Below are 13,128 nucleotides of genomic sequence, written 5' to 3' on the forward strand. Positions count from 1 at the left end.
CGGCTCCGCCCGCCCCGGAGGCGGGCCCCGGGAGCCGCGTCTATCGTGATCCGGGAGGTATCGCCGGTCCACCGCAGGCGACCCTGGAGGCAGGCATGCTGTCCGTGCACCAACGCTTCTCGGTCGTGGGAGCCGCCACCGCGACGCTGACCCTGCTGGCGGCGGCTCTGCCGACGGCGGCGACCGCCGGCGACGGGCCGGACCTGTCCCGCTTCTACCGCCAGAAGGTCGCCTGGGCGGCCTGCGAGGGCGACGGCATGCCCAAGGACCTGCAGTGCGGCAAGGTCACCGTCCCCCTGGACTACGCGAGGCCGGACCGCGGCACGCTCGACCTGGCCCTGGCCCGCTACCGGGCGACGGGCCACTCCCGGGGTTCGGTGCTGCTGAACTTCGGCGGTCCCGGCGGTGCGGGCATACCCGGGCTCGCCGCGAGCGGCAAGGACTTCATGGGCCTGACGAACGGCTACGACGTGGTGACCTTCGACCCGCGCGGCGTCGGCCGGTCCTCGCCCGTCAGCTGCGGCGACGGCGCCGACGAGATCTTCGGCGCGACGGCCACGGGCACCGATGTACAGGCGGCGCTCAAGGCGGTCAAGAAGGCCGCCGACACCTGCGCCACCCACTCGGGGGCCGTCCTCCCCCACATCGGCACGGTCGACGCCGCCCGCGACCTGGACGTGATGCGCCAGGCGCTCGGCGACCGGAAACTCAACTACCTCGGCTTCTCGTACGGCACGCGGCTCGGCGCGGTGTACGCGGCCCAGTTCCCCAAGAAGACGGGACGGATGGTGCTCGACGGTGTCGACACCCTCACCGAACCGATCACCGAGCAGGGCCTCGCGGGCGCGGAGGGACAGCAGACCGCGCTCGACGACTTCATCACCTGGTGCGCCGGGAACCTGGCCTGCCCGTTCGGACAGGACCCGCGCAGCGCCGGCGAACAGGTGGTCCAACTCGTCAAGTCGCTCGACGAGGAACCGGTGCCGTCCGACTTCGGCCCGGAATTCACCGGTCAGGACCTGGTGGGGGCGATCGGCCAGGCGCTCTACAGCAAGGCGATGTGGCCCGTCCTCGAACAGGCGCTCAGTCTGCTGGTCCAGGACGGCGACGCCCACGGACTCAGCCGGCTGTACGGTGGCGCCTCCCTGCCCGCCACCTCCACACCGGTGCGGCACGGGCCGAAGCACAACGGCCTCGTCGACGACGAGGACGTCCCCCTCGACAACCTCCCCGCCGCCCTGATGGCCATCAACTGCGCCGACGACCCCGACCGGCCCAGCGCCGGCGAGGTCGCCCGGCAGGTCGCCGGACTGCGTGCCGCCTACGAGGAGGCGTCGCCCGTCTTCGGCCGGTACCGGCTCGCCCAGGTGCTGATGTGCTACGGCCGCCCGAAGGGCACCGACTACATACGCGAGAAGGTCCGCGACGTACCCGCCTCGAAGATGCTGCTCGTCGGCACGCGCGGGGACCCGGCGACCCCGTACCGCTGGACCGAGGAGACCGCCAGGCGTCTCGGCTCCTCCGCGGTGGTGCTCGACAACAAGGGCGAGGGGCACACCGGGTACGCGTCCTCGAAGTGCGTGCACCGCAAGGTCGACGACTTCCTGCTGTACGGATCGCTGCCGGCCAGCGGCAGCTCCTGCGGCCCGGAGGACACCGACAGGTACTGACGGACACCCCACGGGGTGAGCGGGAGCGCCCGCGCGTGTGTCCCGGTCAGCGGCTTTCGCTCGCATGGGTTTGACTCTTGGTGTGCGCCGGATGCTCCCACTGCTGCTCGTCGCCCTCGGTACGGCCGGGGCGCTGTTCCTGGCGGGCTCCGTCTCGGCCTGGTGGTGGTGCGCGGCGGGTCCGCTGCTGGCACTGACCGCGCTCGGCGGCGCCGACCTGGCGCAGCGCCGCCGCTCGCTGCTGCGCAACTATCCGCTGGTCGGCCATCTGCCTTTCCTGCCGGAGGCGCTGCGCCCGGAGCTCCGGCAGCACTTCGCCGAACGCGGCTTCGACGGTCGGCCCTACGACCGGAACGTGCGCACCGTCGTGTACGAGCGGGCCGCGGGGATCGACGCCGAGGAGCCGTTCGGCACCGGGCGTGACGTGTACGTGGACGGCTACGAGTTCCTGGAGCCGTCGATGCGCCCGGTCGAGGTGCCCGACGAGCCGCCGGTCGTCCGGGTGGGCGGCCCCGACTGCACCCAGCCGTACGAGATGTCGCTGCTCAACGTCTCCGCGATGAGCTTCGGGGCTCTGTCCTCCCACGCGATCCTGGCGCTCAACCGGGGTGCGGCGCTGGGGGGTTTCGCGCACGACACCGGCGAGGGCGGTCTGTCGGACCACCATCTGCGGGGCGGCGGTGATCTCGTCTGGGAGATCGGGACCGGGTACTTCGGCTGCCGTACCGCCGAAGGGGACTTCGAGGAACGGGAGTTCGCGGACAAGGCGGCGCTGCCCGAGGTGAAGTGCGTGTCGCTGAAGCTCTCCCAGGGAGCGAAGCCGGGGGTCGGCGGTGTACTGCCCGGGGCGAAGGTGAACGCGGAGATCGCACAGGCGCGCGGCGTGCCCGAGGGCAGGGACGTGGTGTCGCCTCCGTACCACCGGGTGTTCTCGACCCCGAGGGAGCTGGTGCGGTTCATCGCGCGGATGCGGGAGCTGGCGGGCGGCAAGCCGACGGGCTTCAAGCTCTGCGTGGGCTCGCGGCGCCAGTTCCTGGCCGTGTGCAAGGCGATGCTCGCCGAGGGGGTGACCCCCGACTTCATCGTCGTGGACGGCTCGGAGGGCGGCACGGGGGCGGCGCCCCCGGAGTTCGCCGACAACATCGGCACGCCGCTGACCGAGGGGCTGATCACGGTGCACAACGCCCTGGTCGGCGCCGGGCTGCGCGACCGGGTCCGGATCGGCGCCGGCGGCAAGGTGGCGACCGGCTCGGACATCGTCAAACGCCTTCTCCAGGGTGCCGACTACACCAACGCGGCCCGCGCGATGATGTTCGCCGTCGGCTGTGTCCAGGCCCGGCGGTGCCACACGAACACCTGCCCGGTCGGGGTGGCGACCCAGGATCCGCGCCGGGTCCGCGCGCTGGACGTGGCCGACAAGTCCGAGCGGGTGCGGCGCTACCACCGGGCCACCGTGCACAGCGCGAGCCGGATCATGGCCGCGATGGGCGTGCGGGATCCGGACGAGCTGACCCCCCACCGGCTGCTGCGGCGCGTCGGACCGACGACGGTGAGGTCGTACGCACAGCTCTACGAGTGGCTGCCGCCCGGGGTTCTGCTCGCCGAACCGCCCGCGGCCTGGGCGGCGGACTGGGCCGCCGCCGATCCGGACTCCTTCTGAGCCGCCGGACGGCGGGAGACGGACCGTGCGTCAGAAGTCGACGGGGTCCCGCACGATGGGGCAGGTCATGCAGTGGCCGCCGCCGCGGCCCCGCCCCAGTTCGGACCCGACGATGGTGATGACCTCGACGCCCGCCTTGCGCAGCAGGGCGTTGGTCTGGGTGTTGCGGTCGTAGGTGAACACGACGCCGGGCTCCAGGGCGACGGCGTTGTTGCCGCTGTCCCACTGCTGCCGCTCGGAGGCGTACACGTCGCCGCCGGTCTCGACGACCCGCAGTTCGGGCAGCCCCAGTGCCTCGGCGACGACGTCGGTGAAGGCGCGTGAGCCCTCGTCGGTGAGTTCGACCCCGGGGGCCTTGTCGCTCGGCCGCAGGGAGAAGGCGTGCACCGAGTCCATGATGGCCGGATAGAGGGTGACGAGGTCGCGGTCGGCGAAGGTGAAGACGGTGTCGAGGTGCATCGCGGAGCGCAGTTTCGGCAGGCCCGCGACGACGACGTGCTCGGCCGCGCCGGCCTGGAACAGGGCGGCCGCGACCTGGCTGATGGCCTGCCGCGAGGTGCGCTCGCTCATGCCCATGAGGACGACGCCGCCTCCGACCGGCATGATGTCGCCGCCCTCGAACGTGGCCTGTCCCCAGGTGAGTTCGGGGTCGCCCCACCACACCGTGGAGCCCGTGAAATCCGGGTGGAAGGAGTAGACGGCCTTCATCAGGAGCGTCTCGTCGTGCCGGGCCGGCCAGTAGAGCGGGTTGAGGGTCAGACCTCCGTACAGCCAGCACGTGGTGTCGCGGGTGTAGAGGGTGTTGGGCAGCGGCGGCATGAGGTACTCGCGCACGCCGGTCGATTCGCGCGCCAGGGAGAGGTAGCCGGTGCGGAACTCGTCGGGCAGGTCGGCGGTGGACAGTCCGCCGATCAGGTACTCGGCGAGCGCGGCGGGTTCGAGGGACTCCAGGAAGGCCCGGGTGCCGTCGACGAGTCCGAGCCCGACCTCGTTCGCGGTGATCTTCCGGTCGAGCAGCCAGTCCTTCGCCGCCGGCAGGGCCATCGTCCGGGCGAGCAGGTCGTGCAGTTCGACGACCTCCACGCCGCGCCCGCGCAGCTTGTCGACGAAGTCGGCGTGGTCGCGCTGGGCGTTCTCCACCCACATCACGTCGTCGAAGAGCAGGTCGTCGGCGTTGGTGGGGGTGAGCCGGCGGTGGGCGAGACCGGGGGCGCAGACCAGGACCTTGCGCAGCCGGCCGACCTCGGAGTGGACGCCGTACGCCGGACGGCCGGTGGTGTCTTGACTGGTCACGGGATGCCTTTCTCCAGGCCGGAGGCCGACGGGTCACAGACTGATCCAGCCCAGCGCCAGGGCGACGATCCCGGTGACGGCACCGGCGGCCGAGACGACGAGGATGACCAGTTCACGGGGCGAGAACGGCGTCCTGCCCTGCTCGCGGCGCGCCATCACGAACAGCACGGTGGCGGGCGCGTAGACGATGAAGGAGACGAGGAGGTACTTGAGTCCGGCCGCGTAGAGCAGGAAGGCCGTGTAGACGGTGGCGAGCGCGGCGACGACGAGGTCGCCGCCGAACCGGTGCCGGGCGATCTTCAGGGCGAAGGCCGCCGCCAGCAGGAACGGGATGAGCGTCAGGGCGCTGGTCAGGTCGAGCGCGAAGTTGAAGGCGTCGTCCGAGAAGAGGGTGACGACCAGGACCGTCTGGGTGAGCAGGGTGGTCAGCAGCAGCGCGGGCACCGGCACGTCGGCGCGTGTGGAGCGGGCCAGGAAGCGGGGCATGTCCTCGTCCTTGGCCGCGACGAACAGCACTTCGGCCGCCATCAGCGTCCAGGCGAGGTAGGCGCCGAGCACCGAGACGATGAGGCCGACGCTGACGAAGACCTCGCCCCAGGTGCCGACCGCGCTCTCCAGGACTCCGGCCATCGACGGCTGTCTGAGCTCGGCGATCTCCGCCATGGGCAGCAGCCCGTACGAGACGATCGTGACCGAGGCGAAGACGGCGAACACGCTGAGGAAGCCGAGGACGGTGGCCCGGCCCACGTCCTCGCGGCGCCTGGCGTGCCGCGAGTAGACGCTCGCCCCCTCGACGCCGAGGAACACGAACACGGTGGCCAGCATGGTGCCCTTGACCTGCTCGAAGAGTGAGCCCGCGTAGGCGGCGCCACCCCAGTTCTCGGCGAAGACACGGGGCTTGAGGTAGAAGAGCGCCAGGACGATGAAGACGAGAATCGGGACGATCTTGGCCACGGTGACGATCCGGTTGATGGCCGCCGCTTCCTTCACCCCGCGCCGGACGAGGAGGAAGAAGGCCCACAGGCCGACCGAGGAGAGCACGACCGCGAGGACGGTGTCCCCGTCGCCGAGCGCGGGCGCGATGGCCCCGATCGTCGACATGATGAGCACCCAGTAGGTCACGTTGCCGACGCAGGCGCTGGCCCAGTAGCCGAAGGCCGAGAAGAATCCGAGGTACTCGCCGAAGCCCGCCTTGGCGTAGGCGTAGACGCCCGCGTCGAGGTCGGGCCTGCTGATCGCGAGCCGCTGGAAGACGAAGGCGAGCATCAGCATGCCGGTACCGGCGACGGCCCAGGCGATCAGCGCGCCCGCCACACCCGTCTCCTGCGCGAACCGCCGCGGGAGGGAGAACACCCCGGCGCCGACCATGGAGCCGACGACCATCATGGAGAGGGTGACCAGGGTCAGCTTGGCGGCCGGTACCGCCTCGGCTTCGGTGTCGACCTGCGTCATGGGTGTCCTGCGAGGAGGGCATCGTCGTGCGCGACCACGATGCGAGCGACGTCGTCTGGCGACCTGAACGACGTTAACAACCGATTGCCCGCAATGCCCGGGAAGAGCCGCCGTCAGGGTGCTGCGGCATCGATCTCCGCGGCCGACAATCGGATCACCGGGACGGAACGGACCGGGCAGTCGTCGGAAAGGTGCGCACCGCGTGAGTGAGCTGTTGGGTGTGGCGGTACTGGGTGCCGGACACATGGGGGCCGACCATGTACGCCGCTTGGACCGGGTGGTGAGCGGCGCCAGGGTCGCCGCCGTCGCGGATCCCGACACCGGCCGCGCGGAGGAGGCCGTGGCCGGCATCGAGGGCGTGTCGGTCCACGCCGAGGCGGCGGCCGCGCTGGACGCGCCCGGGGTGGAGGCCGTGCTGATCGCCTCCCCCGGCCCCGCGCACGAGGAGGCCCTGCTCGCGGCGTTCGCCCGGGGCCTGCCGGTGCTGTGCGAGAAGCCGCTGGTGCCGGAGTCGGCCGGGGCGCTGCGGGTGATGGAGGCGGAGGTACGGCTCGGGCGGCGGCTGGCGCAGGTCGGGTTCATGCGCCGGTACGACGCCGAGTACCGGCGGCTGAAGTCCCTGCTGGACAGCGGACGGCTGGGCCGCCCGCTGATGCTGCACTGCACGCACCGCAACGTCTCCTCGCCGCCGGACTTCACCTCGGCGATGCTGGTCAACAGTTCCGTCTCGCACGAGATCGACGCGGCGCGCTGGCTGCTGGGGCAGGAGCTCACCGCGGTGACGGTGCTGCGGCCCCGGTCGCCCTCGGCCGCGCCCGAAGGCCTGATCGACCCTCAGTTCGTCCTGTTCGAGACGGCCGGCGGCGCCCTGGTCGACGTCGAGGTCTTCGTGAACTGCGGGTTCGGCTACCAGGTGGCGTGCGAGGCGGTGGGCGAGGCGGGAAGCGCACGGATCGGGGACGAGCGCTCCCTGACCGTGACGACCGCGGGCGGCCGGCACGAGGAGGTGGCGCAGGACTATCTCGTGCGCTTCGCCGACGCCTACGACCGTGAGGTGCAGTCCTGGGTGGACGCCACCCGGGCCGGGCGGGTGACCGGACCCGGCGTCTGGGACGGGTACGCGGCGTCCGCCGTCGCCGAGGCGGGGGTCAGGGCGCTGGAGGGCGGCGGCCGGGTGGCCGTCGAACTCGCTCCGCGCCCGGACCTCTACGCCTGATCGGTTATCGGGTATCGCGTGCGTGATAGGATCTAACGCACGCGATCCGGCACACAGGGTTTCCGCATCCGACACGAAGAGGCGACGACATGGCCGCAGAACCGCGGACCGGGACCGGCCCGCGCGACCGGTTCCGTGCGCAGGTGCGCCAGGAGGTGAAGACGGCGGCACTGCGCCAGCTCGCCGAGGGCGGCCCGGAGGCGCTGTCGCTCAACGCGATCGCCAAGCAGATCGGCGTGACGGGCCCCGCGCTCTACCGCTACTTCGCCAACCGCGACAGCCTGTTGACCGAACTCGTCGTCGACGCCTACGGGGATCTGGCGTCGGCCCTCGCCCGCACCGCCGCGGCCGGCCCGGCGGACCCGGCCGCCCGGCTGACCGCGCTGGTCCAGGCCTACCGGGCCTGGGCACTGGCGGAACCGCACCGCTACCGCCTGCTCTTCCGGGCGCCGCTCCAGGGCTACGACGCCCAGGCCGCGAGCCTGGTCGAGGCCTCGCAGCCCGCCATGAACGTCCTTCTGGACGCGGTGAGCGCCCTGGCCGAGTCGCCGCCGCGGGTACCGCAGGACGCGGCGGCACAGTTCCGGGAGTGGCGGGAGCGGCACGGTTTCGAGGATGTCCCGGAAGCGGTCGCGGCGCGCTCCACGTTGCTGTGGGCCCATCTGCACGGCACGGTCACCCTGGAGATCGAGGGCAACTTCGGCTCGATGGGCATCGACCCGTCCTGGCTCTACGAGGCCGAGGTGTCGGACTTCGTACGCTCGCTTTGAACACACTCCGAAGCACTCGCACAAATACCCCTCGAACAGCAGAATGAACGTCTCGCGCCGGAGCGTCTTCGACCCGCAAGTCACGTACGGCTTCTACGACTTGACCACGAACAACGACTACCTCATCGGGACCGGTCACCCACTCCGGGAGGACTGCGGCATATACCAGAAGCACGACCGTATCGGGTGTTGCCAAATCCCTTACAGCGCGTCGCGGGCTGTGCGACAGTCGTAGCGGTCCTTCCGTAACCCAGGTCGTACCGTCCCCGCATCGGAGTACGTCATGCCACCCCATCTCTCTGCGGACCGCCCCGCCGCTCAGCCGCCCCGGCACGGCACGGTCGACGCGCTCATCTCGCAGACACGGCGCCTGCGCGGCGAGGTGGACGCCGTACGGCGTGAGGCCCCGGCCGACGACGAGGACGCACAGGGACGCTGGCAGCGCGCGCTCTGCAATCTGGCGCTGCATCAACTGAACGACCTGGACGCACACTTGGCCCAGCTGCGGGACGGACCCCCGGAGGTTCCCGTCCCGTCCTCGGCCACCACCGCGCCCCGGAGCGCGCCGGCCGCACCCCGGCACGGCTCGCTGCTGAGCCGGGTCGGCAGCGCCGAGTGGAACTTCCTGACGGACGAGGTCAGTTGGTCCGGCGAGTTCTACCAGATCCTGGGCCGCGACGCCGCCGCTCCCCCGCTCACCCTCGACGAACTGCCCTCGCTGGTCCTCGACGAGGACCGGCCGATGCTCACGGCGATGGTCACCGACTGTCTCATCGACGCCAAGCCCATCGACGGGGAGTTCCGCATCGTGCGCCCCGACGGCGGGGTGCGGACCGTGCACATGATGGGCGAGCCCGTCCTCGACGCCGACGGCAGCACCGCCTCGATGTGGGCCGTGCTGCGCGACGTCAGCGAACTGCGCCGCAGTCAGCGGACGGTGGGCGAGACCGGTGAGACCCTCCAGCACCAGCGGCACGTCGCACGGACCGAGCACCGGCTCGCGGTCGAACTCCAGGAGGCCGTGCTGCCGCCCTGGCGCGGCTCCCTGAGACTCCCGCGCCGGGGAACCGGGGCCCTGGACGTGGCAGCCCACTATCTGCCGTCGTCGACCAGCACGCTGATCGGCGGCAACTGGTACGACGCCCTCGAACTCCCCGACGGGGAGACCCTGTTGAGCGTCGGCGACCTCACCGGCCACGGAGTCACCGTGACGTCGGGAATGGCGATGCTGCTCGGCGCCCTGCGCGGCATGGCGGTGGCGGGCACCCGGCCGGGCCAACTCCTCTCCTGGCTCAACCAGTTGCTCGACACCACCGTCCAGCCCGCGCTGGGCAGTGCCGTCTGCTGCCGCTACACCCCCGCGACCCGCACCCTCAGCTGGGCACAGGCAGGGCACCCCGCCCCGCTGCTGTTCCGCGACGGGACGGGGCGCGCACTGACCGCACCGGACGGCGTACTGCTCGGAGCCACCTCCGGTGCCGTCTACGGGCAGGCCGAGGAAAGCCTCCGCGTGGGCGACCTGCTGCTCCTGCACACCGAGGGACTGGTCCCCCCGCTGTCAGGTACCCCCCTCCCGGGCGAAGCCGAGAGCCGGGGAGGAGCGGCGGCCGTCCAGAGGCTGCTCGACCTGGCCCCGCGCTTCGGCGAGGCCCGTACGGCCCAGGACTGCATACGGATGGTTGTCGAGGAATGCGGCGGGACGGAGCGCGAGGACGACGCCTGCGTGCTCATCGCCCGGATCGGGTCCTGACGTCATCGGGTCCTGACGTCCAGGACGTCGAGCACGACAGGAACGCCGGGGAACACCGGAGCCCTGCGGCACCGGAGCCGGACGAGACGGAGAGACGGCCGGGATCGGCATCTCCCCCGAGGACGGCTGACGCCGTTGTCAGCAGAGCCACCGCGGCGCGACCGGCGCCGAACACCCGCCCGTGCGGGTGACGTCGAGGACGCAAGCCCCCTAGACCCGCGCGTTGTCGCCGCGCCTGGGCTTGAGCGAACCCTTCGGCAGCGCGAGTTTGATCTCCTCACGCAGATCGCTGATCTTCGGATAGCTGGAGTACTGCCCGGTGAGCCGGTACATCTCGCGCAGCCGGTCCCAGGTGCGATGGGAGGAGTTGGAGCCCATCGACGTCAGGGCCAGTCGCGCGTAGCGGTCGGCCTGTTCGGGATCGTCGGCGATGAAACAGGCCGACGCGAGCGAGATGTGATCGAAGATCTTCGAGCGGTCCCGCCCCGACTCCCGTAGCTTCAGCGCCTCCTTGGCATGCCGTTGCGCGGTCGCCGCGGCGGCCGGCTCGTGCTCGGCGAGGGTCCGGTAGGCGAGGGCCTGCATGCCGTGCATGTCGGCTTCGTCGAACAACTGCATCCAGCTGGGCGGCGGTACGTCACCGCGGTCGGAGACGAACAGGTCCTCCGCCATACCGAGCGTGCGCCGCATGGCCTGGCCCTTGCCCATGGACGCCTGCGCCCAGGCCTCGATGGTGTGCAGCATCGCCTGGGTACGGGGCAGCACCTCGTCGCCGGAACCGGACTTGGCAAGCTTCATGAGGTCGAGCGCGTCGTCGGGCCGCCCCAGATGCACCATCTGACGGGCCGCCCGGGAGAGCGCCTCCCCCGCGCGAGGCCGGTCTCCGCCCTCCCGGGCCGCGTGCGCGGCGATGACGAAGTACTTCTGAGCCGTGGGCTCCAGGCCGACGTCGTGCGACATCCAGCCCGCGAGGACGGCGAGGTTGGCGGCGACGCCCCACAGGCGCCGCTGGAGATGGTCGGGGTGCCGGTAGGAGAGCATGCCTCCCACTTCGTTGAGCTGGCCCACCACGGCCTTGCGTTGCAGCCCGCCACCGCGGGCCGCGTCCCAGGCCCGGAACACCTCGACGGAGCGCTCCAGTTCCTCGATCTCCTGCGACCCGATGGGGGCGGCCTCGTAGCGGTCGAACCCGGCGGGGTCGGCGTGCAGGGGGTCCTCGAACTGCGGAGCGTCGGCCGCGAGGGCCGGATCGTTGCGGAGCCAGTCGTGCATGGCAGGGCTGAGTGCGGATCCCGCGGCGAGCGCGGCACCCGCGCCCACCAAGCCGCGTCGGTTGAGCATGAGGTCCATTCCCGTGAATTCGGTGAGGACCGCGGCGGTTCGGTCGGGCGCCCACGGCATGCAATCGGGATGTTCCGCATTCCCGTCGCCTTGCCGTTTCCCCGTACGCCCGTGCCTGACCAGACCGAGGTCCTCGATGGTCACGACACGGCCGAGACGCTCGGTGAACAGAGCCGCCAGCACCCGCGGCACCGGATCGCGCGGGATCTCTCCCATGTCGATCCACCGCCGCACCCGCGAGGTGTCGGTCGCCAGCTGGGGGTGGCCCATGGCCGCCGCCTGCCGGTTGACCAGCCTCGCGAGTTCACCCTTGGACCAGCCGGCCAGGCCGAACAGGTCCGACAGACGAGTGTTGGGTTGTCCGTTCACGTCAAGCCCCCAGGTTCTCGGCTGATTTCGACAGTAACCGCCTGTCAGTTGCTGAGCGACTATTCGCCAGGGTTCGCCAGGGTGCGCCAGATGGTGTGCCAGTGGACGTCGGGTGTCAGGTAGGAACGCGCCACCCCGACCCGGTTGCCAGGGACATTCCCCAGGATGAACCAGGCGGCCGGGGCGGGCAGCGCGGCAACTCGCAGGCACACGAAGGGATCTGTTTCGCCCATGTACACAGCATCGTCCTCCGTGTCCGCTCCGCCCCGGTCGTTGCACCCCCGCCCGGTGGGCAGCGGCCCTTACCTCGACCCCGCGCGTCAGGCGGCCCCGTTGCTCGGTGCCGGCCGGACGCGGCGCGTGCCGGGGCTCGGCACCCAACCGCTCAGCGGGAGACTCGACTTGTCCGGCCCTCAGGGCGCCCAGCTGCGCACGGCGATCGCGTCGGTGCACCGGATCTGTCCGGAGTTCGCTCCGGTCCAGGTGCTGCGCCGCAGCGGACGCTCCGTGCTCCTCGTCGGCACGACAGGACGCAGCACGGCCGTCGCCAAGTGTTTACTGGACCACTCCCCCGTCTGGGCCGAGCGGATCCGGCACGAAATAGCTGCATACCGTCTGTTCGTCCGGCACCGCCCGCCTGTTCGGGTGCCCCGGCTGATCGCGGCGGATCCGGACAACTGCACCCTGGTGATCGAGCGCATGCCGGGCCGGGTGGCCGCGCTCCAGCGCCACCCGCTCGAGGCCCCGCCCCGCGCGGACATCCGTGCCGCACTGAGCGCCGTCTGCCGGCTGAACGCCTGGCGGCCGCCGGCCGGGACCTTCAACGCCCCGCTGGACTACGCGGAACGGATCTCCCGCTTCCATGAGCTGGGGCTGCTCACCGACCGGGACATGGGCGATCTGCAGAAGCTCGTGCACGGCATCGCGACGACCTCCGGCCGCCAGGGCATGGGCCAGTTCTGCCACGGCGACGCCCTCCTGTCGAACCTCCTTCTCTCACCGGCCGGTCCAGTGCTGGTGGACTGGGAGCACGCGGGGTGGTATCTGCCGGGCTACGACCTGGCGACGCTGTGGACGGTCCTCGGCGACGCTCCCGTGGCACGCCGTCAGATCAGCCAGCTCGCACAGTCGGCCGGCCCGACGGCACGGGACGCCTTCCTGGTGAACCTGATGATCGTCCTGACCCGCGAGATCCGTACGTACGAGATGGCCGTGCAGCGTTCCCTGCACGACGCGGCCCCGGCGGCAGCGGGCCCGGCGCACCCGGCTGCTGCGCCGTCCGGCGAGGAACAGCGGCTGCTGCTGAGGCGGCTGCACGACGACTGCCAGCTGGCCCGGCGGGCCGTACGCGCGGCGGTCGGCACGCGCTGAAGGGGGACGGAGGTCCGCGGTGACGCCGGCACAGCGGCGCACCGCGGACCTCCTCGTGCACGACCCGCCGTTCGGGGCATTGGTCCACGCCACTGACGCCCCGCAGGCCGGGAGGCCGCCGCCACGAAACCCCCTTCGTCCCGCGTTTACATGGGAAATCGCCTCCTCCTGCGCATGATTGACGGATCGTCGGGGAGCCGGTAGCACTGACGCGTTCGGCTCTCGCACGCCCCACC

10 protein-coding genes are annotated in these 13,128 nt (G+C 71.4%); 6 read left to right on the plus strand and 4 right to left on the minus strand.

Annotated elements, in window-relative coordinates:
• Positions 1-95 precede the first annotated feature (95 nt).
• Positions 96-1,670, plus strand: coding sequence for an alpha/beta hydrolase (locus ACH4S8_RS33910; RefSeq protein WP_398400990.1), 1,575 nt, complete (start codon positions 96-98; stop codon positions 1,668-1,670).
• A 91-nt stretch (positions 1,671-1,761) separates the two neighbouring features.
• Complete coding sequence (locus tag ACH4S8_RS33915) at positions 1,762-3,330, plus strand: FMN-binding glutamate synthase family protein (RefSeq protein ID WP_398401146.1); 1,569 nt, start codon at positions 1,762-1,764, stop codon at positions 3,328-3,330.
• A gap of 30 nt (positions 3,331-3,360) precedes the next feature.
• Here ACH4S8_RS33915 and ACH4S8_RS33920 read toward each other — a convergent pair whose 3' ends face one another.
• Together ACH4S8_RS33920 and ACH4S8_RS33925 are read right to left on the minus strand one after the other, a co-directional pair.
• On the minus strand, positions 3,361-4,623 hold the full coding sequence (locus ACH4S8_RS33920; protein ID WP_398400992.1) for an arginine deiminase: 1,263 nt from the start codon (positions 4,621-4,623) through the stop codon (positions 3,361-3,363).
• Positions 4,624-4,656: 33 nt separating this feature from the next.
• Entirely contained in the window at positions 4,657-6,075 is a 1,419-nt protein-coding gene (locus ACH4S8_RS33925) for a basic amino acid/polyamine antiporter (RefSeq protein WP_398400994.1), read from the minus strand.
• Positions 6,076-6,277: 202 nt separating this feature from the next.
• Here ACH4S8_RS33925 and ACH4S8_RS33930 point away from each other — a divergent pair, with 202 nt between their 5' ends.
• The 3 genes from ACH4S8_RS33930 to ACH4S8_RS33940 all read left to right on the plus strand — a co-directional run bounded on the left by ACH4S8_RS33930 (position 6,278) and on the right by ACH4S8_RS33940 (position 9,811).
• Positions 6,278-7,291 (plus strand): Gfo/Idh/MocA family protein, encoded by a 1,014-nt coding sequence (locus ACH4S8_RS33930; protein WP_398400996.1) that lies wholly within the window; start codon positions 6,278-6,280, stop codon positions 7,289-7,291.
• Positions 7,292-7,380: 89 nt separating this feature from the next.
• The gene (locus ACH4S8_RS33935; RefSeq protein ID WP_398400998.1) at positions 7,381-8,061 is read left to right on the plus strand and encodes a TetR/AcrR family transcriptional regulator; all 681 of its coding nucleotides are present in this window, start codon (positions 7,381-7,383) and stop codon (positions 8,059-8,061) included.
• A 283-nt stretch (positions 8,062-8,344) separates the two neighbouring features.
• A complete protein-coding gene (locus tag ACH4S8_RS33940; RefSeq protein WP_398401000.1) occupies positions 8,345-9,811 on the plus strand; it encodes a PP2C family protein-serine/threonine phosphatase in 1,467 nt (488 codons plus the stop codon).
• A gap of 210 nt (positions 9,812-10,021) precedes the next feature.
• On the opposite strand, the gene ACH4S8_RS33945 is transcribed toward ACH4S8_RS33940, so the two are convergent.
• Together ACH4S8_RS33945 and ACH4S8_RS33950 are read right to left on the minus strand one after the other, a co-directional pair.
• Entirely contained in the window at positions 10,022-11,521 is a 1,500-nt protein-coding gene (locus ACH4S8_RS33945) for a hypothetical protein (RefSeq protein ID WP_398401002.1), read from the minus strand.
• 59 nt (positions 11,522-11,580) lie between these two features.
• Positions 11,581-11,754 (minus strand): hypothetical protein, encoded by a 174-nt coding sequence (locus tag ACH4S8_RS33950; RefSeq protein WP_326789599.1) that lies wholly within the window; start codon positions 11,752-11,754, stop codon positions 11,581-11,583.
• On the opposite strand from ACH4S8_RS33950, the gene ACH4S8_RS33955 reads away from it, so the two are divergent.
• On the plus strand, positions 11,753-12,892 hold the full coding sequence (locus tag ACH4S8_RS33955) for an aminoglycoside phosphotransferase family protein (protein WP_398401005.1): 1,140 nt from the start codon (positions 11,753-11,755) through the stop codon (positions 12,890-12,892). The two genes, ACH4S8_RS33950 and ACH4S8_RS33955, sit on opposite strands and share 2 nt — an antisense overlap.
• The last annotated feature ends 236 nt before the right edge of the window (positions 12,893-13,128 follow it).

Origin of the sequence: Streptomyces sp. NPDC021080 (assembly GCF_044333225.1) — a bacterium.
In the GTDB taxonomy this organism is placed as follows: Bacteria; Actinomycetota; Actinomycetes; order Streptomycetales; family Streptomycetaceae; genus Streptomyces.